Origin of the sequence: Amycolatopsis dongchuanensis (genome assembly GCF_039542405.1) — a bacterium.
GTDB lineage: Bacteria > Actinomycetota > Actinomycetes > Mycobacteriales > Pseudonocardiaceae > Amycolatopsis_E > Amycolatopsis_E sacchari.
Window position 1 is genome coordinate 39,211 of sequence record NZ_BAABIB010000093.1, and the last position, 25,463, is coordinate 64,673.

Here is a 25,463-nt window from a genome sequence, read left to right on the forward strand (position 1 = left end):
GAAGCGTTTTCCCAGGTAGCGGCCCCGGCATGCCCGTGACCACCCGTTCGGGTCGTGCTGCTAGCCCGACCGAGTCACACCGTCAGCTCCGGTGTGCCCGCGCGGCCGCGAAGCAGTACACGCCGAAGGCCGCGAGCCCGAGCGCCACGACCATGAGCAGCACCACGCCGTAAGGCTGGGCGGCGAGCGTGCGCAGCGCCTTGTCGAGGCCACCCGCCTGCCGGGCGTCCGACCGCAGCGCGGCGTACCCGAGGAGCGCGCCGATGATCACGTACACCAGCCCCTTGGCCACATAACCCGCCGCGCCCAGCCACTCCACGGCGTGCCGGCTGCCCGTCGGCAGCTCGCTGGTGTCCAGGTCACGCAGGAAGCTCCGCTTGACCCCCTTCACGGCGGCGGCGATGCCCACGCCGACCACGACGGCGGCCGCGACGGCCACCAGGACCGGACCCGCGGGCAGCGAAAGCAGTTTCGCCGTGAACTCCTGCTGCGCCTGGTCGCCCGAGCCCGAACCGCTGCCCGTGGCGAGGCGGATCGCCGTGTACGCCAGGCCGAACACCACCACGCCGCGCGCGCCGGACCCGATCCGCTTCCGGACGCGCTTGCCGTGTTCCCGCACCCAGCCGTACCCGGTGGCGGCGAGCATGCCCTGCCACAACCCGAACGCGATCAGCCCCACCGCGAGCACCCACAGCAGGACCTGCCCGAACGCGGTCCCGCCGATCTCCTGCAGCGCGCCCTTCTGGTCGGCCTCGTGCCCGCTGTCCCCGAACGCGACGCGGACCGCGAGGTAGGCGACCACCAGGTGCACGAGCCCCCAGCACGCCATGCCCAGGCGCCCCGCCACCTGCGCGGTCCTGCTGCTCTCCGCGCGCGACGCCCGCCGCGCCACCGGGCCACCCGTCATCGGACCTCCTCGCGTTCCCCCAGCAGTTTCACCTGGGGGGCCGCGGCGCGCCGGGCAACTGCTCCATTCGGCCCAATCGAGGCTAGGTGATCAGTCCACTTTGGAGGGATGGCGGACCAGGGGTGTGACCTCGACGTCCAGGTACGGGAACAGGGGCAGCGCGGACAGCAGCTCGTGCAGCTCCTCGGCCGAGTCCACGTCGAACACCGAGAAGTTCGCGTACTCACCGGCGATCCGCCACAGCTGCGGCCATTTGCCCGCCCGCTGCAGCTGCTGGCTGTACGCCTTTTCCCTGGCCACGAGGTCCGCCTTGACCTGCGGGTCGAGGTCGTGGGGGAGCCGGACGTCCATCCGGACGTGGAACAGCATGGCGCCCTCAGCCCCGCACCGGGTCGAGCGCGAAGTCGTAGACGACTGTCTCGCCCTTCCCGTCGCCCGACGGTTTGGGGTCGAGGATCAGCTCCGGCTTCACGGCGGACGCGACGTCGTCTTCGTTGTGCTGGTCACCGGGGAAGTACAGCTGCGCGGTGAGCTGTTCGTGCCCGGGCGCGGAGACCTTGACGTGCAGGTGCGCCGGGCGCCACGGGTGCCAGCCCGCGGCCGCGATCAGCCTGCCGCACGCGCCGTCGGTGGGGATCATGTAGGGCGCGGGGCGCACCGTAGTGATCTCGAACGAACCGTCGGGCTCCACGCTGAACGTGCCCCGCAGGTTCCACTCCGGGATGCCGGGCGCGAACTGCGAGTACAGCCCCTCGGCGTCGGCGTGCCACAGCTCGATCTTCGCCCCCTCCAGCGGCTGCCCGTCGGTCGAGGTGACCCGGCCGGTCCAGAGCAGGGGAGTGCCGGGCTCGTCCTCGCGCATCGGCACCGAGCCGCGTGAGCCGCGCTCCGGCGCGCCCGGCACGTAGTACGGGCCTTCGATCGTGCCCTTGTTGCCCTCGCGGTGCTCGGTCGCGACCTCCTCGACGACGTGTTCCACCCACACGTCGAGGAACAGCGGCCACTCGCCGGTCTCGCCGACGTCGATCAGCCACGCCTTGAGCGCGTTGTACTCGGCGTAGCTGACCTTGTGGCGCCGGATCGTGTCGTGCACGGCCGACAGCACCTCGCGGACGAGCAGGTCCACGCGCTCCGGGGAGGTGTTGGCGACGTTGCCGGACTTGTCGGCCTTGAAGCGCTCGGTGGCGCTGCTGCCGGAGTCCGCGGCGGTGGGTACGGGGGCGTGTGTGGCGGTCATGGGATCCTCCTTGATTCCGGTGCCGGTCACTGGTCCTGGCGGTAGTGGGCGAGTTTGCCGGGGTCGAGTTCGGCGCCGAGGCCGGCGCCGGGACGGATGACCAGCTCTCCGTCGCTGATTTCGAGCGGCTCGGCGAGCAGGTCGTCGCTGAGGTCGAGGAAGTTGGACAGCTCCCCGGCCCGCCGCGAGGTGAGCCGGAAGGCCGCTCCGAACGCGACACCGCACAGTGAACCGAGCTGGCCGTCGATCTGGTTGCCCAGCACGACTTCCAGGCCCAGTCCCTCGGCGAGGTGGTGCACGCGCTGGGAATGCGTGAACCCCGTGCGGGCGACCTTGATGCTGATCGCCGTGGCGGAGCCACCCAGCACTTCGCGGGTCACGTCGGCGGCGGTGACGGCCGACTCGTCGGCGATGAACGGAACGTCCACTTGGGACACCAGCCACCGGCGGCCGAGCACGTCGTCGGCCGGGCACAGTTCCTCGGCGAACAGTAGCCCGAGGTCGGCCATCTCCCGCATCGCCCGCGCCGACTCCGAGGCCGTCCAGCCGCGGTTGCCGTCGACGTAGAGTTCCACGTCCTCGCCGAGGTTCTCCCGCAGCGCGCGCACCACGGCGGTGTCGAGCGCCACCGGGCGGCGGCCCACCTTGACCTTGAACGTGGTGATGCCGTGGGTGTCCCGCATCCGCTGGGCCTCGTCGACCATCGCGGCGGGTTCGTCGAAACCGAGCATGTGGCACACGCGCATCCGGTCGGTGTAGCCGCCCAGCAGTTCGGTGACCCCCACGTCGAGCGTGCGGCCGAGCGCGTCCCACACCGCCATGTCGAGCGCGGCCTTCGCGACCGGGTTGCCGACCGTGCGGCCGAGGCGGGCGTGCAGCTCTTCGCGTTCCAGCAGGCTCAGGCCGACGACCTGCGGCGCGAAGAGCTGCTCCAGCACCGCGACGATGCTCGCCTGCGTCTCGCCGTAGGTGAACGGGCGCGGCGGTGCCTCGGCGACGCCGACGATCCCGTCGTCGGTGTGCACGCGGACCAGGACGTGCTCGGCGGTGTGCACCTCGCCGGAGGCGAAGCGCAGCGGTTTGCGGTAGGGGATGGCGAACGGGATCGCCTCGACCTGGGTGATCTTCACCGGGACACCTCGCAGCCGGGGGTTTCGAGGACGTCGAGCACGGCGCGGACGAGCGGCGAATCGTCGTCGCCGCGCCAGGCGAGCGCGAGCTCGACGGTGCCGCCGTCGGCCAGGTCGCGGAACACCACGCCCGCCAGCGGCAGGGCCCTGGCCGACGCCGGCACCACGGCGACGCCGAGCCCGCCCGCGACGAGCGCGAGCAGCACGGCCGTGCCCGCCGCGTCGTGCTCGCGGCGCGGGCTGAACCCCGCGGCCTGGCAGGCGCGGTTGACGGCGTCGTTGACGACGGAGTCCTTGCTGGCGTAACCGACGAACCCCTCGCCACGCAGGTCCGCGACGGAGACGGTGGGTGCGGTGGCCAGCGGGTGCGCGGCGGGCACCGCGAGGATCAGCGGCTCGACCTCCAGGGTGCGCAGCTCGATCCCGTCCCCGCGGGTCGGCGGGCGCAGCACGGCCAGGTCGAGCGTGCCGTCACGCAGCGCGTCGCACTGGGCCGGGGTGAGCAGGTCGGCCTCGATCTCCAGCGCGACGCCGGGCAGCTCCTGCTGCACCCTGCGCGCGATCGCCGGCAGGTGGGAGAAGGCCGCGGTGCCGGTGAAGCCGATGCGCACCAGCCCGAGCCGCCCGTCGGCGATCCGGCGCACGCCCCGCACGCTCTCCTCGACGGTGCCGAGCACGCGCCGCGCCTCCGCGAGGAAGAACCCGCCGGCCGCGGTGAGCGCGACCTGCCGCGTCGTGCGCGTGAACAGCGAGGCGCCGAGCTCGGCTTCCAGCTGCCGGATGGCCTGGGAGAGCGCGGGCTGCGCGATGTGCAGGCGTTCGGCGGCCCGCCCGAAGTGGCAGGTCTCGGCGACGGTCACGAAGTACCGCAGGTGCCGCAACTCCATCGTCCGTGCCTCATTTCCGCTCGCCGGTCGACCTCCAACCTAGGGAGCGGATTCCGTCAGCACAAAGACTGATTTGCGGGGGATTGATAAGCAGGGATGATGAATGAGAGGACGTTCACGCCCCCGGCTTCCGCCCCACGCCGCCGATCACGCGGGACTCCGACGGCGCGGCGGCGAACACCGTCTCCTCGTCCGGGTGCCACGCCGGTGCGTAGACCAGGCCCGGCTCCAGCAGGTCCCAGTCCCCGAAGAAGCGGGCGAACTCGGCCGTCGTGCGCAGCTGGCCGGGGTTCGTCGTCTGCTCGTAGTACGCCACGAGGTCGGCCAGCGCCTGGCGCTCGTCGTCGCTGCGCGGGTTCTCGTTCGTCATCTGCGACAGCACGAGCAGCGAGCCCGGCGCGAGCGCGTCGCGGTAGGCCGCCAGCACCGAGTCCGGGCCGGTCTCGTCCTTGATGAAGTGCAGCACCGCGTTCACGACGAGCGCGACCGGCCGCGTCAGGTCGATCAGCCCGGTCTCGAGCACGCGCTCCCACACCAGGTCGGGCTGCAGGAGGTCACCCGCGATCGCCCGGTGCCGGTCCGGATCGGCGGTGTCGGCCAGCAGCAGCGTCGAATGGGCCAGCGCGACCGGCTCGTTGTCGATGTAGACCACGCGGGAGTCCCGCTGCGGGCGCGTCTCGTCGGCGACCTCGTGCACGTTGCCCGCGGTGGGCAGGCCGGAGCCGATGTCGACGAACTGCGTCACGCCCAGCTCCGCGCACCGCCGCACGGCACGCGCGAGGAACTGCCTGCTGGTGCGCATGTACTGCCCGATGAGCGGGAGCCGGGCACGGATCTTGTGGGCGAACTCCCTGTCGATGGCGTAGTTGGTGTCCCCGCCGAGGAAGTAGTCGTAGACCCGCGCCGCGGACGGCCGGTCGAGGCTGCCTTCGACGGCGCGCAGCGCCTCGTCGTGGCCGATCATCCTGGCCTCCCCAGCTCCAGAAAATGAGACAAGCTCATCTTTACCCCACGGGTGTCAACCCGGTGTGGGCTCCGCGCCGGGCGCGCACGCGGGACCAGGTCCAGATTGCCAGGCCGAGCACCGGCAGCGCCGCGCCGAACAGGCTCGAGCCCGTCCACCCGGCAAGATCGTAAACGGCCCCGGCGATCGCCGACGCCGCGGCACCACCGACGAAGATCGTCGTCATGAACACCGTGTTGATCCGGGCCCTCGCGTCGGCCCGCAGACCGTAGATCTCGCGCTGGCTCAGCACCTGGTGGCCCTGCACGGCGAGGTCCAGCAGCACGCCGGCGGCCGCCAGCACGACGAGGCTGCCCACCCCGACGTCGGCCAGCACCATCGCCGCCGCGCCGAGCGCGAGCGCCACCCCGCTGGCCACCTGGCCGTACCCGCGGTCGCCCAGCCGCCCCGCGACCGGGGCCGCGGCGGCACCGGCCGCGCCGACGAGCGCGAAGATCCCCACACCCGTCTGCGTCAGCCCGTGCCTGCCGGTCAGCTCGAACGCCACCGTGGTCCAGAACGCGCTGAAGGCACCGAACATCAGCGCCTGGCACGCGGCACGCCGGCGCAGCGCGGGCTCCTCGCGGGCGAGCGTCAGGATGGACCGCATCAGGTGCGGGTACCGCACGTCGTGGCCGGGCTCGCGGCGCGGCAGCAGCCGCACGACGGCCGCCGCCACCAGCAGCATCAGCCCGGCGGAGACGAGGTAGATCGTCCGCCAGCCCCACGCTTCCGCGATGAGGCTCGACACCGTCCGCGCCAGCAGGATCCCCAGCAGCAGCCCCGTCATGACCGTGCCGACGAAGCGGCCGCGCTGCTCCTCGGGCGCGAGGTGCGCGGCGTACGGGATGAGGATCTGCGCCACCACCGACGTGATGCCGATCAGCACCGACGCGGCCAGGAAGACCCCGAACACCGGCGACAGGCCCGCGACGACCAGCGCGATCGTGGTGAACACGAGCGTGCGCGCGGCCAGGCCGCGGTTCTCCAGCAGGTCGCCGAGCGGCATGAGCAACGCCATGCCCGCGGCGTACCCGAGCTGCGTCAGCGTCACCACGAGCGCGGCGGCGCCCTGGCTCACCGAAAACGCGCGCGAGATCTCGTCCAGCAACGGCTGCGGGTAGTACAGGTTCGCCACCGTCGCCCCGCACGAGAACGCGAGCACGACCATGACGAGCCGGAGACTGCGGACGGGCTGGGCGTCCTGCGACATGACCCTCCTCGGAAACGGCTTCGCTTCCTCGAAGCCCGCGGGTGTCGCAGAGCATTCCCGTGCGGACGCGGGGAGTAACACGCGTCACGCGGAAACCGGGCGAACCGGTCAGCGGCCGGGCGTGACGATCCCGTACTCGTGGATCTTGCGGTAGATCGTGGCGCGCGAGATGCCCAGCAGCTTCGCGGCGCGCACCTTGTTGCCGTTGGCGTCCTCCAGGCTCCGCACGATGGCGTCCCGCTCGACGGTCTCGAACCGGTTGAGCGGGCGCCGCGCGAGCGCGTGGTACTCGGCGGGGAGGTCCGTCGGCACGATCGTGCCCGTGCGGCGGCGCTGGGTGACCTGCTTGAGCACCCGGTACAGCTGCGTGACGTTGCCGGGCCAGCTCGCGCGCATGAGCAGGTGCAGTGCCGCGGGCGAGCAGGTCAGCCCGCCGCCGAGGCGGCCGAGGAGCAGCGGGACCAGGTCACGCAGGTCATCGGCGTGCCGCCGCAGCGGGGGCACGGTGACCGTGCGGGGGAACAACTCCAGCAGCGCCGGGTCGGCGTCGGCGTCCGGGGCGAGGGTGACCGCGACCCACGTGCTGCCGCGCGCCTCCCGCAGCGCCGCCACCAGTTCGCCGAGGCCGGGCGGGGGCAGCCGGTCGACGTGCCGCACGACGAGGGTGTCGACGGGGTCGGTGACGAGCTCGCGGCGCAGGTCGCCGGCCCAGTCCTCGGTCCGGCGCGCCGCGTCGAGCACGTGCAGCCGCCCGGCCGGGTTGCGCCGCTGGTGCACGCCACGCACCAGGGTGTACTTGCCGCTGCCCGCCTCGCCCGCGAGCACGAGCCATTCGCGGCCGTAGCCGAGATCGACGTCCTGCGCGGCGCGCAACCACGCCGGGGACGAGCCGACCACGCCGGGCAGGAACATCGGCACCACCGGCAGCGCGACACCCGCGCTCTCGTCGGAGTCGAGCAGCTTCACCGTGAGCACGCCGCCCGCGACCTCGCCCTCGCGGTGGCCGCTCACCCGGCGGCACTGCAGCCGCACCTTGCCACCGCTGGACAACGTGACCGTCGTGGTGACGCGGTGGCGCTCGGCCAGCTCCTGGTGCGCGCGGTTGAGCAGCATCGTCTGGTCGGCCGGGTCCAGCAGGCGGCGGGCGCTGTCGTTCATCATCACGACGTCGGAGTTGAACGCCAGCACGATGCCCGTCGTGCGGCGGCACGCCTGCAGGTAGGACTGGAACAGCACCAGCTCGCGCAGGCTGCTGTGCGTCAGCAGCGCCTGCCGCACCTGTTCGGCCGTGCTGCGCGCGAGCGCGACGAGCAGCCCGCCGGCGTCCTTGCGCCAGCACGTCAGGTCCACGGCGCCGATGGTCTTGCCGGAGATCGGGTGCTGGATCGGCACGCCGGCGCACGCGAGGTTCTCCAGGTGCTCGGCGTAGTGCTCGTGCCCGAAGACGTAGGTGGGGCGGCCGTCCTCGAGCGCGGTGCCGATGCCGTTGGTGCCCACGAACCGTTCGCCGTAGCTGTAGCCGGGCACCAGCTCCACCCGCTCCAGGTGCCGGTGCAGGTCGCGGTCGCCGGTGCGCTGCGTCAGCACGACACCGGCCGGGTCGGTGAGGATGAGGCTGATCGGCTGGCCCGCCAGCTGGTCGCCCAGCCGCTCCAGCACCGGGGCGGCGCCGCGCAGCAACGGCGTTTCGGGGTCGGCGTCGCCGAGGAACGGCAGGTCGATCCGGTCGGCGGGCACGCGGAACTCGCGCGAACGCCACCACGAAGCCAAAATCGGGTCCCTGACCTCGCCGGGCTCTACGGGTTCCCTGGTGAGGAACCGTTCGCGCGTACGGGCGAGGCCTTCGTCGTCGGGCCGGATCGTGGTCGCACGGTCCACCTTGGCCTCCCGGCACCTCGCTGTGTCGTGCTCACAGGGTAGGCCAGGGGGCCACCGTGCCGGTGTCTCAAATTGAGACAGCCCGCGCCGCCCGGCGGCGGTGGGATGGGGGCATGCGCGGTGAAACGTACAACCCGTGGACGATCGTGAACGTCGTGTTCTCGCACCTGGCGGAGCAGGGCCTGCACCCGGAACTGGGCGACGGCGGTCATCCGGGGGAGCCCGCCGCGGCTCTGCTGCGGGCGCTCGGCATCGAGCCGCGCGCGGAAGGCGACTCGCGCGTCGGTGACGCTTCGCACCGGGAACTGGCGGAGCTGCGGGAGCGGATGCTCGGCGAGCCGTAGCGCTGTCTCATATTGAGACCCGCGACGCGGGCCGGGGGCCTTGTAATCGTCGGCACAGGACTTGCCGCCCCAAGGAGCCGACATGAGCCGCCAGAGCGTGGCGAAAGCCCACCAGAAGATCCAGGAACTGTCCTGGGAACCGGCCTACCACGAGCCCGTCTCCCAGTACGGCACGGACTACACGTTCCGGAAAGCCAAGAAGAAGGACCCGCTCAAGCAGGTCCTGCGGTCCTACTTCCCGATGCAGGAGGAGAAGGACCACCGCGTCTACGGCGCGGAGGACGGCGCGATCCGCGGCAACATGTTCCGGCAGGTGCAGGAACGGTGGCTGGAGTGGCAGAAGCTGTTCCTGTCCATCATCCCGCTGCCGGAGATCTCCGCCGCACGCGCCATGCCGCTGCTGTTCCGCACGGTGCCCAACCCGGAACTGCACAACGGCCAGGCGATCCAGATGATCGACGAGGTCCGGCACTCGACGATCCAGCAGAACCTCAAACGCCTGTACATGAACAACTACATCGACCCCGCCGGGTTCAACTCGTCGCTGCGCAACTTCCAGAACGACTACTGCGGCACGATCGGCCGCCAGTTCGCGGAGGGCTTCATCACCGGTGACGCCATCACCGCCGCCAGCATCTACCTGACGATCGTCGCGGAAACCGCTTTCACGAACACTCTCTTCGTGGCGATGCCCGCCGAGGCGGCCGCCAACGGCGACTACCTGCTGCCGACGGTGTTCCACTCCGTGCAGTCCGACGAGTCCCGCCACATCAGCAACGGCTACGCCACCCTGCTGATGGCGCTTTCCGACGAGAGCAACCACCAGCTGCTGGAACGCGACCTGCGCTACGCCTGGTGGAACAACCACTGCGTCGTGGACGCGGCGATCGGCACGTTCATCGAGTACGGCACGAAGGACCGCCGCAAGGACCGCGAGAGCTACGCCGAGATGTGGCGCCGGTGGATCTACGACGACTACTACCGCAGCTACCTCGTGCCGCTGGAGAAGTACGGGCTGGTGATCCCGCACGACCTCATCGAGGAGGCGTGGAACCGGATCTGGAACAAGGGCTACGTGCACGAGGTCGCCCAGTTCTTCGCCACCGGCTGGCTCGCCAACTACTGGCGGATAGACCCGATGACGGACGAGGACTTCGAGTGGTTCGAGCACAAGTACCCCGGCTGGTACGACAAGTACGGGAAGTGGTGGGAGAACTACAACCGCCTGTCGAAGCCCAACGGGCACCACCCGATCGTCGCCGAGGACGTCGACTACGTGTACCCGCACCGCTGCTGGACCTGCATGGTGCCGTGCCTGGTCCGCGAGGACATGGTGTGCGACCAGGTGGACGGCCAGTGGCGCACCTACTGCTCGGAGACCTGCCACTGGACCGACGCGACCGCGTTCCGGCCCACCTACCAGGGCCGCAACACCCCCAACATGGGCAAGCTGATCGGTGCCCGCGAATGGGAGACCCTGTACCACGGCTGGAACTGGGCCGACGTGGTCAGCGACATGGGCTTCGTCCGCGACGACGGAAAGACGATGGTCGCGCAGCCGCACCTCGACCTCGACCCCAAGCGGATGTGGACGCTGGACCACCTGCGCCGCATGCCCGAGGTGCAGAGCCCGAACGTGCTGCTCAACCAGATGACCGACGACGAGCGCGCCGCGTTCGTGGCGGACTACCACCGGCAGGGCCCCGCCGGTCGCCCGGCACCGGCCGGCTGACATGGCCGACAAGCACGTCGTCCGCTTCGAACCCGTCGGCATCGAGATCGAGGCGGACGAGGACCAGACGATCCTGCGCGCGGCCGCGGAACAGGGCGTCATGCTCATGCACGGCTGCAAGGAGGGGCAGTGCGCCTCCTGCAAGTCCTTCCTCCTGGAGGGCGACGACGTCGAGCACGAGCGGTACTCCACGTTCGCGTTGCCGGACTTCGAGAAGGAGGAGGGCTACACGCTGCTGTGCCGGGCACACGCGTACGAGGACCTGACCATCGAGCTGCTCAACTACGACGAGGAGATGATCCACTCCGGCCTCCCGATCCAGGAGGGCGTGGTGGAGGTCGTGTCGATCGGCCACGTGACGCACGACCTGCGGCACCTCGTCGTGCGGCTCCTGGAGCCGGAGACGCTGAAGTTCTTCCCGGGCCAGTACCTGGACTTCGCCGTCCCCGGCACGGAGGAGACGCGCTCGTTCTCGATGGCCAACACCTCGTGCCGGGAGGACGGCCGCCTGGAGTTCGTGATCAAGGTCTACCCGGGCGGCCTGTTCTCGCAGTTCCTCGACACCCGGCTGAGGCCGGGCGACCGGCTCGCCGTGACCGGGCCGTTCGGGGTGTTCACCCTGCGGGACAACCCGGACGCGCCGGTGGTGTTCGTCGGCGGTGGCGCCGGGATCGCCCCGATCCTGGCGCTGCTGCGCTCGATGGCCGAACGCGGGATCGGCAGGCCCGCGGTGTTCTACTACGGCGCGCGCCGCCGCCGTGACCTCTGCTTCACCGAGGAACTGCATGCGCTGGAGGAGAAACTGCCCGACTTCCGGTACGTCCCGGCACTGTCCGAACCGGACGGTGACGGCTGGGACGGGGAGACGGGCCTGATCACGGACGTCGTCCGGCGGCGGGAGACCGCGCTGCGCGGCGCCGACGCGTACGTCTGCGGGCCGCCTCCGATGGTGGAGGCGGCACTGGAACTGCTGCCCGCGCTGGGCGTGCCCGAAAAGCGGGTGTTCTACGACAAGTTCACCACGACAGGCGAAGGGTGAAAACCGATGTCTACGCCGACCACCACACCCGTCCGCAGTGTGCCGAAGCCTGTTTTCACCGACGCCGAGGCCGGCGCGAGGGAGTTCCCCGACTCGAACCTGCGGCGGTTCAACTACTTCGACCCGGCCAAGCGCAAGCAGAGCCACTACGAGGACGTCACCGTCGAGGTGCAGCCCGACCCGCGGCACTACCTGGCGCAGGGCTGGCTGTACGGCTTCGCCGACGGCCAGGGCGGCTACCCGCTGGAGTGGACGAAACTGAAGGCCTGGGGCTCGGACCGGCCGGTGCCGGAGCGTGGCCCCGGATCGGGGGGCCGGGGCTACGACTGGCCCGCCCACGGCTGGCACGAGTTCCGCGACCCCAACGAGGAGTGGGAGCTCACGCTCTACCGCTACAACGCCAACGTCGTCCGCCAGCTCAACCAGAACGTCGAGGCGGCGCGGCAGGCCAAGGCGTTCGACCAGTGGAACCGCAACTGGACGCACTTCGTGGCGCAGCACGTGGGCGCGTGGATGCACGTGGACCACGGGCTCGGGCTGTACCTGTTCGCCAACGCCAACCGCCGCGGCCCGACGAACATGCACAACACGGCGATCGCGGTCAACAGCATGCACCGCATCCGCGCCGCGCAGGACCTCGCGCTGTACAACCTGACGCTGACCGAGGAGATCAGCCACTTCGACGGCACGGCGCACCTGGTGACGTGGAACGACGACCCGGCGTGGCAGGGCGTGCGCGAGGTCGCCGAGCAGCTGACGGGGATCTGGGACTGGGCCGAGGCGGTGTTCGCCGCCAACGTCGTGTTCGAGCCGCTCGTGGGGGAGCTGTTCCGCAGCAACCTCGTGCAGCAGGCCGCCCCCGCCAACGGGGACTTCGTGACGCCGACGCTGATCGGCGCCGAGGAGTACGACTTCTCCGAGCGCGACCTGCGGTACACCCGCGCGTTGTTCCGGCTGCTCGTCGACGACCGCGAGTTCGCCGAGCACAACCGGAGCCTGCTGCGCGGGTGGCTGGGCGAGTGGGTGCCGCGGTGCCTGCACGCCGCGCGGACGCTGCAGCCCCTGTGGTCGCAGCCGGACGCGAAACCCCCGCGGTTCGAAGACGGGCTGGACCGGGCGAAGAGCCGGTTCAGCGGCATCCTGGCCGACCTCGGCCTGCCCGCACCGAAGGAGCTGAACCAGTGACCACCACGAGTTCCCGGACGGAAAGCCCTTTCAAGGCCGACAGCACCGCGTCCAACAGGTGCGGCTTCACGCTGATGAACAACCAGGTCGGCACCATCGTCGCGGAGGTGCTCGGCAGGCTCGACAACGTCACCATCACGCACCTGCCGTCGATGATCCGCGTCGACGGCGTGGGCCGCTTCGACGTCGTGTACGCCGACATCGACGAGGCGGCGGGCGAGGAGGAGGGCTGGTTCGACGCGGCCGAGTTCGAGGAGAGCATGTCGACCCACTACGGCCGCATGGTCCACCTCGACGACCGCACGATCATGTTCGCCAACCCCGAGGACGCCGCCGAGTACCTCGACTTCGACCTCAAGCCCCTGCGCTGAAAGGACTCCGCGATGTACGAGAAGGACGGCGAGAAGTACTTCGTGGTCGACGGGCACACCCACTTCTGGGACGCGAGCCCGGCGAACTGGGTCGAGGGGCAGGAGGAGTACGCCAAGGGCTGGATCGAGTGCTTCCACGCCTACCAGGGCCTCGGCCCGGAGGAGACGCACTGGCCCATCGACCGGTTCCAGAAGTACTCCGAGGAACTGATGATGCACGACCTGTTCGAGGCCGGGCACGTGGACAAGGCGATCTTCCAGCCCACCAACCTGCGGCAGTGGTACCGCACCGGGTTCAACACCACCGAGACCGACGGCGCGCTCGCCGAGAAGCACCCCGGCAAGTTCCTGGTCAACACCTACTTCGATCCGCGCGAGGGCGACGCGGGCATGAAGGCGTTCACCGAACGGGTCAGGCGCTACGGCTGCAAGGGCGTCAAGCTGTACACCGCCGAGTGGCTGGGCGATTCGCGGGGCTGGTCGCTGAAGGACCCCGAGGCCGCGAAGTACCTGGAGAAGTGCGAGGAACTGGGCGTCAAGAACATCCACGTCCACAAGGGACCGACGATCTGGCCGCTGGACAAGGACGCGTTCGACGTGTCCGATGTGGACCAGGTGGCCACGAGCTTCCAGGGGCTGAACTTCATCGTCGAGCACGTCGGCCTGCCCCGCATCGAGGACTTCTGCTTCATGGCCACGCAGGAGCGCAACGTGTACGCGGGGCTCGCCGTCGTGATCGGTGGCCTCATGCACGCCCGGCCGAAGTTCTTCGCGAAGGTCATGGGCGAGCTGATGTTCTGGCTCGGCGAGGACAAGCTGGTCTTCGGCGCGGACTACGCCATCTGGGAGCCGAAGTGGCAGGTCGAGGGGTTCGTGGACTGGAACATGCCGGCCGACGAGGAGCTGTCGGACTTCCCGCCGCTGACCGTCGACCAGAAGAAGAAGATCCTCGGCCTGAACGCGGCCCGGCTCTACGACATCGAGGTACCCGAAGAGCTGCGGCTGCGGGCACCACAGGTGGTCGAGCCGGTCGGCGTGCCGAACCCGTGACAGCCGAGGAGGTGTGGTCCGCACTGGCGACCGTCCGCGATCCGGAACTGGACGAGCCGCTGACGGACCTCGGTTTCGTCGCGAGGTGCGAGGTCCGGGGCACGCGGGCGTACGTCGAGCTGCGGTTGCCGACGTACTTCTGCGCCCCGAACTTCGCGTTCCTCATGGTCGCGGACGCCTACGACGCGGTGTCCGCGGTCGCCGAGCCGGAAGTCGTGCTGCTGGACCACTTCGCGGCGGAGGCGATCAACCGGGGTGTCGCGGCGCGGGCGGGGTTCGTCGCCTCGTTCGAGGGGGAGGCGGTCGCCGAGCTGGACGCACTGCGCGCCGACTTCCTGCGCAAGGCCGTGTTCGCGGGCACCGACCGGGTGTGCCGCGCGCTGCGGTCGGCCGGGGTCGAGGTCACTCCGGCGCTCACCCTCGGCGACGTCCCGCCGAGCGCCGACCTCGACCGCCTGCGGGCCCGCCGCCGTGAACTGGGGCTGCCCGCGGGCGACGACGCGCCGCTGCTGGTCGACCCGGGCAGCGGCGGCGGGATCGGGCCGGGACAGGTGCGGCGGCACCTCGCGGTCGCCCGGCTCACCCGCACCAGCATGGAGGCCAACTCGGGGGTGTGCCGCGGGATGCTGCGCGTGCGCTACCCGGGGATCGCGGAAGAGGAGGGCACGGGATGAAAGCCGTCCGCCTGCACGAGTACCACCGCTCACCCGTCGTCGAGGAGGTGCCGGAACCCACCGCGAAGGAGCCGTTCGACGTGGTGGTGAAGATCGGCGGCGCCGGGGTGTGCCGCACCGACCTGCACCTGATCGAGGGGCAGTGGGACGGGTTGGCCGAGATCACGATGCCGTACACCCTCGGCCACGAGAACGCGGGCTGGGTGCACGAGGTCGGCTCCGCGGTCACCAACGTCGCGGTGGGGGACACGGTTATCCTGCACCCGACACCGACCTGCGGGCTGTGCCACGCCTGCCGCGCGGGCAACGACATGCACTGCGAGAACAGCGTGTTCCCCGGCCTCAACCGCGACGGCGGGATGGCGGAGTACCTGCTCACGTCGGCGCGGGCGTGCATCAAGCTCGACCCGTCGACGCACCCGGCGGACGTGGCGGCGCTCGCCGACGCCGGGATCACCGCCTACCACGCCGTGCGCAAGGCCGTGCCGCTGCTGTACCCGGGCACCGTGTGCGTCGTGAACGGGGCCGGGGGCCTCGGGCACATCGGCATCCAGTCGCTGCGGGCGCTGACCGCGGCGAAAGTCGTGGTGGTGGACCGGAACCCGGACGCGCTGAAGCTCGCCGAACAGCTCGGCGCGGATGAAACCGTGCTGGGTGACGGTTCCCACGTGGAGGCCGTGCTCGATCTGACCGGTGGCCACGGGGCCGAAGTCGTGCTCGACTTCGTCGCCGAACAGGGCGCCCAGCAGGACGCCTTCGCGATGACCAGGCGCGACGGGTCACACTTCGTCATCGGTTACGGTGGCACGCTTGAAGTCCCGACGATCGACCTCATCTCCACCGAGCGGAACGTCGTGGGCAACCTCGTCGGCACGTACAACGACCTCGCCGAGCTGATGGTGCTGGCGCAGACCGGCAGGGTCACCTTGCACACCAGGAAGTACCCGCTTGAGGCGGCGCTCGACGCGCTGGCCGACCTCGACGCCGGCCGGGTCCGCGGCCGCGCGATCCTCACGCCTTAGGAGTTGCGGCATGGCCAAGGAACTGCGGTTCGGCGCGGAGGCGCGGGAGCTGCTGCTGTCCGGAGTGGACAAACTCGCGGAGGCGGTGAAGTCGACGCTGGGACCCAAGGGGCGCAATGTGATCATCGAGAAGATCACCGGCTCGCCCGTGGTGACCAACGACGGCGTGACCATCGCGCGGGAGATCCACCTGAAGAACCAGTTCGAGAACATGGGGGCGCAGCTGGTCAAGGAAGCGGCGATCAAGACCAACGACGTCGTGGGCGACGGCACCACCACGGCGACGGTGCTCGCGCAGGCGATCGTGCGCGAGGGGATGCGGGCCATCGCCCGCGGCGGGAATCCCGTGTTGGTCAAACGCGGCATCGACCACGCGGTCGGGCGGCTCGTGGAGCACCTGGAGAAGGCGGCGCACCCGGTGGTGTCCGAACAGGACTACGCGAGGGTGGCCGCGATCTCGGCGAACGACGACGACGCGGTCGGTTCGGTGATCGCGAAGGCGCTGCACACGGTCGGCGACGGGGGAGTGGTCACGGTCGAAGAGTCGCCGGCGCTGGGGATGTCGGTGGAGTTCGTGGAGGGGTTCGAGTTCGACAACGGTTACGTGTCGCCGTACCTGGTCACCGATCCGGGGCGGCTGGAGGCGGTGCTCGACGACCCGTACATCCTGATGTGCGCGGAGAAGATCACGAAGGTGCAGCAGCTGATGCCGTTGCTGGACCGGATCATGCGGCAGCCGCGGCCGCTGGTGGTCATCGCCGAGAACGTCGAGGGTCCCGCGCTGAGCATGCTGGTGCACAACCACGTCAACGGCACGTTCTCGTCGGTGGCCGTGCGCGCGCCGGGGTTCGGCGACCGGCGGCTGCACAAGCTGGAGGACCTCGCCGCGGTGGTGGGCGGTGCCGTGCTGTCGAAGCAGTCGGGGTTCACGCTGGAGACCATGACGCTGGAGCACCTCGGCCGGGCGCGGCAGGTGCGGGTGACCGAGAACGCGACGACGATCGTCGGGGGCGGCGGGTCGGCGGAGGCGGTGGAGTTCCGGGTGAACCAGCTGCGGGCGGAGCTGTCGCGGGCGCAGTACGGCATCGACGAGGACGTGCTGACGGAGCGGATTGGAGCGCTGACCGGCCGCGTCGCGGTGATCAAGGTGGGCGCCGCGACGCCGGCGGAGCTGAAGGAGCTGCAGCACCGCGTGGAGGACGCCCTGTCGGCCACGCGGGCTGCGATGGCGGAGGGCATCGTGGCGGGTGGCGGCGCGGCGTTGCTGCACGCCGCCCGGGTGCTGGAGGACCTCGGGTTGGAGGGCGACTACGCGACGGGAGCGGAGATCGTGCGGCAGGCGCTGAGCGAACCGACGTACCTCATCGCGTACAACGCAGGCTACCCGGCGCACGAGGTAGTGGCGCGGGTGGGCGAGCTGGCGGACGACGAGGGTTTCGACGCGCTGCTGGACCGGTACGGGAACCTGGTGGAGATGGGGATCGTCGACCCGCTGCGGGTGTGCCGTTCGGCGCTGCAGAACGGGGCGTCGGTGGCGGGCCTGCTGCTGACGACGAACTCGCTGATCGCGGAGGAGCAGACGCCGTGGGGCGGCAGCCCGGCGCTGATGACGGAGTACGGCCCGCTGGACGAAGGCCTGCACCAGCCCTCGCCGGATGCCAGCACGCCCCAGTCGCTGGGGATGGGCCCTTCGGTGGGGTGACGGGGCGCCTTGGCTTGGTCGCGCTGGGCTGCGGGGCGGGCTCGGTCGTGCTGAGCCGCCCTCAGGCCGACTACCCAGCCCCTCGTTTGCCAGGCCCGTGGGTCGCGCGGTCGCGGCTTCCGCGGGCGTCGCTTGCCCGGGCCCTTCAGCCGGGTGACGGAGGCTTCGGGCGGCTCATTCGCCCGGGCCTCGTGGGCCGGGAGGTTGGGGTTCGAGGCAGCTCCTTCGCCAGGCCGTGGGCCGGGAGGCCGGGGTTTTGGGTGAGCTCGTTCGGCCGGACCTGGTCGGCGGCGGGAGTGGTCGGGCAGCGGGGCTTGGGGCGGCTTCGTCCGCCAGGCCGTGGGCCTCAGCCACCCGGAGCCCGTCGGCAGGGTCGGGTCGTTCCTCTCGCCCCGTCGGTGAGCTGGGCGGCTGAGGCCCCGGCGCTCTCGTTCCCCCAAGCTCCAGGGTGAGAGTTCGCCTCCGCCGTGGTACTCCTCGATCATGGATCCGGTATGGGCACTGCGGCAGATCGCGTTCCACCTCGAGCGATCCGGCGCGCCCACCTACCGGGTGCGGGCGTTCCGCCGGGCCGCGGCGGTGGTCGAGGAGCTACCGGCGGGGGAGCTGGCGGAACGCGTCGCGGCCGGGACGCTCAAGGCCCTGCCGGGGATCGGTGACGCGACGGCGCAAGTGATCACGCAGGCCGCGGCAGGGGAGGAACCGGCGTATCTCACGAAGCTGGTCTCCTCGGCTGCTCCGCCAACCGATTCCGCCCTACGCACAGCGCTGCGGGGCGACTGCCACACGCATTCCGACTGGTCGGACGGTGGCAGCCCGCCACGCGAGATGGCGGAGGCGGCCAGGGCGCTGGGGCACGAGTGGATCGCGCTCACGGACCACTCGCCGCGCCTGACGGTGGCGCGCGGCCTGTCGCCCGAGCGGCTTGAGGCGCAGCTGGCGCTGGTGGAGGAGCTGAACGCCGAGCTGGCGCCGTTCCGGATCCTGACGGGCATCGAGGTCGACATCCTGGAGGACGGCTCCCTCGATCAGCGGGACGACCTGCTGGGCAGGCTCGACGTCGTGGTCGCGAGCGTGCATTCGCTGCTGCGCATGCCCGCGAAGGAGATGACGGCCCGCATGATCGAGGCGGTGCGCAATCCGCACACGGACGTGCTGGGCCACTGCACCGGTCGCCTGATCACAGGCCGCGGCCGCCCCCAGTCGACGTTCGACGCCCACGCGGTCTTCACCGCCTGCCGTGACGCGGGTACCGCGGTGGAGATCAACTGCCGCCCAGAACGCCAAGACCCACCCGACGACCTGCTGTCCCTGGCGGCCTCGCTGGGCTGCGACTTCGCCATCGACACGGACGCCCACGCGCCGGGCCAGCTGGACTGGCTGACGTCGGGCTGCCTGCGCGCGGAGGCGCTGGACATCGGCCCGGAACGCGTGATCAATTCCCGAACAGCGGCAGAGATTACAGGCGCCTGAATTCGTCTTCGTGAAATCCCGGAGCTGTGGCACAATACTGGCCTGTTGTGAATGAATCGATGAAAGCCGGGAGCCGGGAGTGGCTCGCGTTGCTGGTGGTGGTATCGCCGGTGACCGCGGTCGCGATCGGCGGTACCAGCCTCTTGCTTGCCTTACCGCAGCTCAGCGTCGATCTGGGGGCGTCAAGCACCGAACAGCTGTGGATCGTCGACATCTATGCGTTCATGGTGGCGGGATTCGTCGCGATGATGGGCGCGGTTGGCGATTGGATCGGTCACAAGAGGCTTCTTCTCCTCTCGGCAACGGTGTATGCGGGCGGCTCGCTGATTGCGGCCTTCAGCACGAGTGTCGGCATGTTGATCGCGTCAAGGGCTCTCATGGGAATTGCGGGAGCCGCATTGTTGTCCGCCACTCTCACACTCGTCAGTGCGATTTTTCATGATCCCCATCAGAGGGCGGTGGGCATCACCGTTCGGGCGAGTGCGGTATTGCTGGGAGCAGCCGCGGGTCCCGTTGTCGGCGGAATCCTCCTGGAATGGTTCTGGTGGGGCGCTGTGCTGATGGTGGGGCCGGTCATGGTGGCTTTTCTGCTGATCATCGGCCCGTTCGTGTTGCCCGAACCGCCATCTCCGGCCCGACGAGCGCGTATCGACGTGGTCAGCGCGGGATTGGCCCTCGCAGCGGTTCTGCCGACCGTCTACGGCCTCAAACAGCTGGCCCGCGACGGATGGAGTTTAGTCGTAGGAGTTGCGATCGTCGGTGGTCTCGTGTTCGGCCTCGTGTTCTGTGTGAGGCAACTGAACCTGCGTGTGCCCTTGCTCGAGCTCCGCTGGTTCCGCGACCGGCGTTTCGGCGCCATGTCCCTGATCGTCCTAGTTGGCACCACGTTACTCACAGGTATCAGTCTTTTCATCCCGATCTACCTGCAGTCGGTGGCTGACTTCACCCCGATGGCTGCCGGCTTGCTGCTGGTCCCCCAGTCCATCGCGACCGTCGCGTCGACATTGACGTTACCGCGCCTGGCCAAACGCCTGCGCCTCCTTTGGGTGTCGGGAGCTGGGACGGCAGTAGCGATGGTGGGCTGCTTGCTGCTGGCGCTGGGGGCACTTCAGGCATGGATATCGGTGCTGATCGTCGGTTCGATGCTGATTTCGATGGGAGTCGTCTGGTTGACGGCACTGGGCACCGTGTTCATCATGAACGCTGCGCCGCAGGGGCTGGCGGGAACAGCCTCTGCCATCGTGTCGACCAACAACACCTTCGGTGGCGCGTTAGGGCTCGCCGTGCTCGGAAGCATCGGCTTTGGCTTGTACCGGGCTCAGTTGGTTGTCCCCGCTGGTATACCCGCTGGTGCCGTGACGACCGCGCGGGAGACGGTCAGCGGAGCAAACGCGGTTGCGCAGGGGCTGCCGGCAGGGCCTGCAGCTGAGCTGCTCGGCTCAGCACACAGCGCGTTCGCGCAGGGCATGGCCGTGGTCAGCATGATCAGTGCAGTCCTGCTGATCGCCTGCGCGGTACTCGTCGCGGTGGTGTTTGCCAAGCGGCGGGAGCCCGCGAACGCCCGGGTGGAGGTTGTAGCCGGGGACTGACGTTTGTCGTACAGCCGTGAGCTGCGGGAACAGGCATGATGGGAGGCCGGAAGCTCAACGGAGAGGCTCACGATGTACCGCATGACCGTCGTCTACGACCGGCCTGCCGAGCCGGACGCGTTCGTCGCCCACTACCGGGACGTGCACGCTCCGCTTGTGGCCGCGCTGCCCAACCTCCTGGCGTTCGAGTGGGGCCTCTGCGAGAGCCCGGACGGCACGACGCCCGACCACTTCCTCATCGCCGTGCTGGACTGGGAGAGCAAGGATGACGCGCTCGCCTCGCTGGGTACCGACGCCGGGCGGGCGGCCGGTGCCGACGTGGCCAACTTCGCCAAGCCGGGCGAGTTCCACACCAGCTTCGCCGAGGTGACCAAGGTCGTCTAGGAACGACGGGAGCCCCGTGGCGCGCACCACGGGGCTCCCGTTCCTGAAAAGTCAGCCCTGCCGGGTGTTCCAGCGGGGGTCACGCTTGTTGATCACGAACGTGTGCCCGCGCCGCCGTACGACGATCGAACCCGGCTTCTGCTTGAGCGACCTGACCGAACTCCTGGCCTTCATGCTCGCTCCTTTCTCTCGCACCCGGAATAACAACGGCACCCCTGGGGACATTCCCCGTGCGGGCTCATCGCGAACCGATCGGCGGGGCAGCGCCTCCGGTGCGCGGAACCGATCGGCGGGGCTTCGTTCGGGGCGTCGCATCGGTGCACCCGGGCTGCGCCGCGCACGGGGTTGATGCTCGTCTTGAGCCGCTTGGTGATTCGGTCAGGGGGCGGACGGGCGGCTCCGGCGGCTGCCCGATGATGCGCGCGGCCCACTGCGGTGAGAAGTGCCACGGCCAGTCGGTCCGGAGCGCCGGACCGACTGGCACCCGAGTTGAGCCACCCGCGCGTTCCCACCGAAGCCAAACCCCGCGAGCCACCGCCGTGTCAACCCGCCGGAAGTCGGGTCCCTCCGGCGGATCCCATCGGTGAGGTACCCACCAACCGGCCTCTTGCTCGGTTGGTCCAGACCATGCATACTTCGTTGTCACCTCGAACAAAACGACGCTCAGGTGGTGACACCGATGTCTCCCCGCCGCACGTCCGTCCTGCTCGCGACCGCACTCCTCGGCCTCCTCCTGATCGGTCCCGCCCCGGCCACCGCCGCCGGGACGACCGTCAACGTCTGGCTCACCACGACCGACGACGCCCGCGGCGTGAACGTCACCCGCGGGCTGCAGCAGCAGACCCCGATCGCCTTCACGGCCGGCACCGGTAGCGGCGGGCAGACCATCACCGTCAACGAGAACACGACCTACCAGACCTTCGAGGGCGGCGGCGCCTCCTTCACCGACACCGCGGCCTGGCTGATGAACTCCAGCGGCGCCCTCTCGCAAACCACCCGCGACGACACCATGCGCAGACTCTTCGACCCGGACACGGGCATCGGCCTGAGCTTCGTGCGCAACCCTATGGGCTCCTCCGGCCTGGCCCGCTTCGGCTACACCTACGGCGACGTCCCCGCCGGACAAACCGACCCCGGCCTCGCCAACTTCACGATCGCCCACGACCTCGCCGACGTGGTGCCCCTGACGAAGCAGGCGAAGCAGCTCAACCCCGCCCTCAAACTCATGGGCACCCCCTGGACCGCCCCCGCCTGGATGAAGGACAACGACAACCTCGCCCAGGGCTGGCTCGAAGCCCAGTACTACCGGGCCTACGCCGCCTACGGCGCCCCGACCGTCGACGACGCCTCGATCCGCAACGACCCGTTGTTCGGCGGCATCGCCTGGCACGGCTACGGCGGCGACGTCGCCCAGCAGACCACCGTCCACAACCAGTACCCCTGGCCCCACTTCGGTGGCTGCGGCACCTGCACCGGCCTCATCCCCGTCCACAATGGAGACTCTCGGCACGGTCAGGTCGACTACACCGTCGAGTACTACGACATGGGGCACCTGACGAAGTTCGTCCGGCCCGGCGCGGTGCGCATCGACTCCCGCAACGTCGCCTGGCGCAACCCCGACGGCTCCAAGGCCCTGATCGCCTGCAACACCACCGGCAGCACGTGGCCGGGCACCCCGACGAGCCCGACGGGACCCATCACCGGCATCGGCGGCAAGTGCCTCGACGTCAAGGACCGGTCGACCGCCGACGGTGCCCAGCTCCAGCTGTGGGACTGCGGCGGCACCCCCAACCAGCAACGGGTGGTCAGCGCCGCCCGCGACGTCGTCAATCCCGCTGCGAACAAATGCCTCGACGCGACCGGGCAGAGCTCGGCCGACGGCACCCGGCCGCAGATCTGGACCTGCACCGGCGGCAGCAACCAGAAGTGGACCGTCCCCGTCTGAACAAAGGAAGTTCCCATGAGAAAGACCGTGCTCGCCGCGGTCGGCGCACTCGCGCTGACCGTGTTGTCCCCCTTCGCCGCGCAGGCGGCGACCGGCCAGATCACCGGCTACGGCGGCAAATGCGTCGACGTCGCCGCGGCCGGCAACGCCAACGGCACGCCGGTGCAGATCTACGACTGCAACGGCACCAACGCGCAGCAGTGGACCACGCCCGGTGACGGCACGCTGCGCGCGCTGGGCAAGTGCCTCGACGTCACGGCCGCCGGAACCGCCGACGGCACGAAGGTCCAGCTCTACGACTGCAACGGCACCGGCGCGCAGCAGTGGAGCTACAACACCTCGACCAGGCAGTACGTCAACACCGGCTCCGGCAAGTGCCTCGACGACACGGACTGGAGCACCACCAACGGCACGCAGCTGCAGATCTGGACGTGCGCGGCCACCGCGAACCAGCAGTGGTCGGCGCCGAACGGCAGCACCGCCACACCGAACGCGCCGATGGCCGTCGCGCCCTACCTGTACGAGGGCTGGGGCAGCCCGCCCAACCCGGTCGAGGTCATGAACACCACCGGGGTCAAGTGGTTCACGCTCGCGTTCGTGCTCTCCAACGGCACGTGCAACCCGCAGTGGGACGGCTCGCGGCCGCTCACCGGCGGCGTGGACGGCTCGGCGATCAACGCCATCCGCGGCAACGGCGGGGACGTGGTGCCCTCGTTCGGCGGCTACAGCGGCAACAAGCTCGAGCAGTCGTGCGGCAGCGCGAGCGCGCTCGCCGGCGCGTACCAGGCCGTCATCAACGCCTTCGGGTTCAAGGCGATCGACATCGACCTGGAGGCCGACGCCTACTCGAACGCGACCGTGCAGCAGCGGACGGTGGACGCGCTCAAGACGATCCGGGCGAACAACCCGTCGGTGAAGATCTACGTGACGATCGGCACCGGGCAGTCCGGGCCCGACACGAGCCTGATCAACCGCGCGGCGGCGAGCGGGTTCGCGGCGGACGCGTGGGCGATCATGCCGTTCGACTTCGGCGGTGCCGGGCAGAACATGGGCAACCTCACCGTGCAGGCCGCCGAGGGGCTGAAGAACGCGCTCAAGAACGCCTACGGCTACAGCGATGACAGCGCTTACCGGCACAGCGGGATCTCGTCGATGAACGGGATCACCGACCAGAGCGAGACGGTGACGGTCAACGACTTCAACACGATCCTGAACTACGCCAACGGCCACCACCTCGCCCGCCTGACGTTCTGGTCGGTCAACCGCGACCGGCCCTGCACGGGCGGCGCGGCGGACTCCTGCTCCGGCGTCTCCCAGTCGAACTGGGACTACACCAAGGTGTTCGCGAAGTACGCGGGGTAGCCCCCGCGATCGGCGGTAGGGCGGCTGCCTTGGGCGCGCCTAGCATGGGCACACCGGTTTTCGACGAGGAAAACGAGGTGCACCATGGCGGGCAACAAGGCAGTCGCTTACGTCGGCAAGGGCACCGTCGAAGTCCAGGACATCGACTATCCCGACTTCGTCCTGCACGACGGTCCCGGGGTGAACAAGGCGAACGTGGGGCGCGAAGTGCACCACGGCGTGGTCCTGAAGAACGTGGCGACCAACATCTGCGGCAGCGACCAGCACATGGTGCGTGGCCGCACCACCGCCCCCGAGGGGCTCGTGCTCGGGCACGAGATCACCGGGGAGGTGGTGGAAACGGGCCGGGACGTGGAGTTCGTGCACGTCGGGGACCTGGTCTCGGTGCCGTTCAACATCGCGTGCGGGCGGTGCCGCAACTGCAAGGAGGGCAAGACCGGGATCTGCCTCAACGTCAACCCGGACCGCCCGGGCTCCGCGTACGGGTACGTGGACATGGGCGGCTGGGTCGGCGGGCAGGCCGAGTACGTGATGGTGCCGTACGCGGACTGGAACGTGCTCAAGTTCCCCGACCGGGACCAGGCGATGGAGAAGATCCTCGACCTGGCCATGCTTTCGGACATCTTCCCGACCGGTTTCCACGGCTGCGTCAGCGCGGGCGTGACGGTCGGCTCGACGGTCTACATCGCCGGGGCTGGCCCGGTCGGGCTGGCCGCCGCGGCGTCGGCGCAACTGCTCGGTGCCGCCGTGGTCATCGTCGGCGACCTCAACCCGGAGCGGCTGGCGCAGGCGCGCTCGTTCGGCTGCGAGACGGTCGACGTGTCCCAGGGTGACCCGAAGGACCAGATCGCGGAGATCCTGGGCGTGCCGGAGGTGGACTGCGGGGTGGACGCGGTCGGTTTCGAGGCCCGCGGGCACGGCAGGGAGGCGGAAACGGAAAAACCGGCCACCGTGCTCAATTCGCTCATGGACCTCACGCGCGCGGGTGGCGCGCTCGGCATCCCGGGGCTGTACGTGACGGGTGACCCGGGCGCGGCGGACGAAGCGGCGCGGCAGGGCTCGCTGTCCCTCCGGATCGGGCTCGGCTGGGCCAAATCGCACGCCTTCACCACGGGGCAGTGCCCGGTCATGCGCTACCACCGGCAGCTGATGATGGCGATCCTGCACGACCGGGTGCACATCGCCGACGCCGTCAACGCCACGCCGATCCCGCTCCCCGAAGCGCCACGCGGGTACGAGGAGTTCGACCACGGCGCGGCCCGCAAGTACGTGCTGGACCCGCACGGGCTGCTGCCGGCGCACTGAACCACGGGCGTCCCGCCCGTCGTTTACAGTG

The 25,463-nt window shown here is 70.0% G+C and carries 24 protein-coding genes; 15 read left to right on the top strand and 9 right to left on the bottom strand.

Going from position 1 to position 25,463, the window contains the following annotated elements; all coding sequences use genetic code 11:
• Nucleotides 1-82: 82 nt before the first annotated feature.
• From ABFX51_RS25695 to ABFX51_RS25730, 8 genes are all read right to left on the bottom strand, one after another.
• On the bottom strand, nt 83-907 hold the full coding sequence (locus ABFX51_RS25695; protein WP_346055162.1) for a DUF1206 domain-containing protein: 825 nt from the start codon (nt 905-907) through the stop codon (nt 83-85).
• Nucleotides 908-997: 90 nt separating this feature from the next.
• Nucleotides 998-1,276, bottom strand: coding sequence for a muconolactone Delta-isomerase (gene catC, locus ABFX51_RS25700; protein ID WP_346055163.1), 279 nt, complete (start codon nt 1,274-1,276; stop codon nt 998-1,000).
• Between the two features lie 7 nt (nt 1,277-1,283).
• Nucleotides 1,284-2,144: a catechol 1,2-dioxygenase gene (catA, locus tag ABFX51_RS25705; protein WP_346055164.1), complete on the bottom strand. Its 861-nt coding sequence runs from the start codon at nt 2,142-2,144 to the stop codon at nt 1,284-1,286.
• Nucleotides 2,145-2,170: 26 nt separating this feature from the next.
• Nucleotides 2,171-3,274 (bottom strand): mandelate racemase/muconate lactonizing enzyme family protein, encoded by a 1,104-nt coding sequence (locus ABFX51_RS25710; RefSeq protein ID WP_346055165.1) that lies wholly within the window; start codon nt 3,272-3,274, stop codon nt 2,171-2,173.
• Nucleotides 3,271-4,161 carry a LysR substrate-binding domain-containing protein gene (locus ABFX51_RS25715; RefSeq protein WP_346055166.1) on the bottom strand — a complete coding sequence of 297 codons (891 nt, stop codon included), beginning with the start codon at nt 4,159-4,161 and terminating at the stop codon, nt 3,271-3,273. The genes ABFX51_RS25710 and ABFX51_RS25715 overlap by 4 nt, the downstream gene beginning before the upstream one ends.
• A gap of 115 nt (nt 4,162-4,276) precedes the next feature.
• Nucleotides 4,277-5,125 carry an SAM-dependent methyltransferase gene (locus ABFX51_RS25720; RefSeq protein ID WP_346055167.1) on the bottom strand — a complete coding sequence of 283 codons (849 nt, stop codon included), beginning with the start codon at nt 5,123-5,125 and terminating at the stop codon, nt 4,277-4,279.
• 40 nt (nt 5,126-5,165) lie between these two features.
• The gene (locus ABFX51_RS25725) at nt 5,166-6,377 is read right to left on the bottom strand and encodes an MFS transporter (protein WP_346055168.1); all 1,212 of its coding nucleotides are present in this window, start codon (nt 6,375-6,377) and stop codon (nt 5,166-5,168) included.
• 108 nt (nt 6,378-6,485) lie between these two features.
• Nucleotides 6,486-8,255, bottom strand: coding sequence for a sigma-54-dependent Fis family transcriptional regulator (locus ABFX51_RS25730; RefSeq protein WP_346055169.1), 1,770 nt, complete (start codon nt 8,253-8,255; stop codon nt 6,486-6,488).
• A 113-nt stretch (nt 8,256-8,368) separates the two neighbouring features.
• Between ABFX51_RS25730 and ABFX51_RS25735 the strand changes: the two genes are divergently transcribed.
• From ABFX51_RS25735 to ABFX51_RS25790, 12 genes are all read left to right on the top strand, one after another.
• A complete protein-coding gene (locus tag ABFX51_RS25735) occupies nt 8,369-8,599 on the top strand; it encodes a hypothetical protein (protein WP_346055170.1) in 231 nt (76 codons plus the stop codon).
• Between the two features lie 82 nt (nt 8,600-8,681).
• Nucleotides 8,682-10,331 carry a ferritin family protein gene (locus ABFX51_RS25740; protein WP_091503937.1) on the top strand — a complete coding sequence of 550 codons (1,650 nt, stop codon included), beginning with the start codon at nt 8,682-8,684 and terminating at the stop codon, nt 10,329-10,331.
• A 1-nt stretch (nt 10,332) separates the two neighbouring features.
• A complete protein-coding gene (locus tag ABFX51_RS25745) occupies nt 10,333-11,370 on the top strand; it encodes an FAD-binding oxidoreductase (RefSeq protein WP_091503939.1) in 1,038 nt (345 codons plus the stop codon).
• A 6-nt stretch (nt 11,371-11,376) separates the two neighbouring features.
• Nucleotides 11,377-12,555 (top strand): ferritin family protein, encoded by a 1,179-nt coding sequence (locus ABFX51_RS25750; protein WP_091503941.1) that lies wholly within the window; start codon nt 11,377-11,379, stop codon nt 12,553-12,555.
• Nucleotides 12,552-12,926 (top strand): propane 2-monooxygenase effector subunit MimD, encoded by a 375-nt coding sequence (gene mimD / locus ABFX51_RS25755; RefSeq protein WP_091503943.1) that lies wholly within the window; start codon nt 12,552-12,554, stop codon nt 12,924-12,926. Before ABFX51_RS25750 ends, mimD begins: the two co-directional genes overlap by 4 nt.
• A gap of 12 nt (nt 12,927-12,938) precedes the next feature.
• Nucleotides 12,939-13,976 carry an amidohydrolase family protein gene (locus ABFX51_RS25760; protein WP_091503945.1) on the top strand — a complete coding sequence of 346 codons (1,038 nt, stop codon included), beginning with the start codon at nt 12,939-12,941 and terminating at the stop codon, nt 13,974-13,976.
• On the top strand, nt 13,973-14,650 hold the full coding sequence (locus tag ABFX51_RS25765; protein ID WP_091503947.1) for an iron-sulfur cluster assembly protein: 678 nt from the start codon (nt 13,973-13,975) through the stop codon (nt 14,648-14,650). The genes ABFX51_RS25760 and ABFX51_RS25765 overlap by 4 nt, the downstream gene beginning before the upstream one ends.
• Entirely contained in the window at nt 14,647-15,672 is a 1,026-nt protein-coding gene (locus ABFX51_RS25770; RefSeq protein ID WP_091503949.1) for an NAD(P)-dependent alcohol dehydrogenase, read from the top strand. Before ABFX51_RS25765 ends, ABFX51_RS25770 begins: the two co-directional genes overlap by 4 nt.
• 10 nt (nt 15,673-15,682) lie before the next feature.
• Nucleotides 15,683-17,374 carry a chaperonin GroEL gene (gene groL / locus ABFX51_RS25775; RefSeq protein ID WP_346055172.1) on the top strand — a complete coding sequence of 564 codons (1,692 nt, stop codon included), beginning with the start codon at nt 15,683-15,685 and terminating at the stop codon, nt 17,372-17,374.
• Nucleotides 17,375-17,857: 483 nt separating this feature from the next.
• Nucleotides 17,858-18,847 (top strand): PHP domain-containing protein, encoded by a 990-nt coding sequence (locus ABFX51_RS25780; protein WP_091503952.1) that lies wholly within the window; start codon nt 17,858-17,860, stop codon nt 18,845-18,847.
• 47 nt (nt 18,848-18,894) lie between these two features.
• Nucleotides 18,895-20,436, top strand: coding sequence for an MFS transporter (locus tag ABFX51_RS25785; protein WP_143249775.1), 1,542 nt, complete (start codon nt 18,895-18,897; stop codon nt 20,434-20,436).
• An 81-nt stretch (nt 20,437-20,517) separates the two neighbouring features.
• Nucleotides 20,518-20,820: an EthD family reductase gene (locus ABFX51_RS25790; RefSeq protein ID WP_245782839.1), complete on the top strand. Its 303-nt coding sequence runs from the start codon at nt 20,518-20,520 to the stop codon at nt 20,818-20,820.
• 51 nt (nt 20,821-20,871) lie between these two features.
• Here the strand turns inward: ABFX51_RS25790 and ABFX51_RS25795 are convergent, their stop codons facing one another.
• The gene (locus ABFX51_RS25795) at nt 20,872-20,994 is read right to left on the bottom strand and encodes a ribosomal protein bL36 (RefSeq protein WP_091503957.1); all 123 of its coding nucleotides are present in this window, start codon (nt 20,992-20,994) and stop codon (nt 20,872-20,874) included.
• A 505-nt stretch (nt 20,995-21,499) separates the two neighbouring features.
• Between ABFX51_RS25795 and ABFX51_RS25800 the strand changes: the two genes are divergently transcribed.
• The 3 genes from ABFX51_RS25800 (at nt 21,500) to fdhA (ending at nt 25,432) form a co-directional block, all read left to right on the top strand.
• A complete protein-coding gene (locus ABFX51_RS25800) occupies nt 21,500-22,765 on the top strand; it encodes a ricin-type beta-trefoil lectin domain protein (protein ID WP_091503959.1) in 1,266 nt (421 codons plus the stop codon).
• A 15-nt stretch (nt 22,766-22,780) separates the two neighbouring features.
• Nucleotides 22,781-24,127, top strand: a complete 1,347-nt coding sequence (locus ABFX51_RS25805; RefSeq protein WP_346055174.1) for a ricin-type beta-trefoil lectin domain protein — start codon at nt 22,781-22,783, stop codon at nt 24,125-24,127.
• Nucleotides 24,128-24,211: 84 nt separating this feature from the next.
• Nucleotides 24,212-25,432 (top strand): formaldehyde dehydrogenase, glutathione-independent, encoded by a 1,221-nt coding sequence (gene fdhA / locus ABFX51_RS25810; protein WP_346055176.1) that lies wholly within the window; start codon nt 24,212-24,214, stop codon nt 25,430-25,432.
• Nucleotides 25,433-25,463 lie beyond the last annotated feature (31 nt).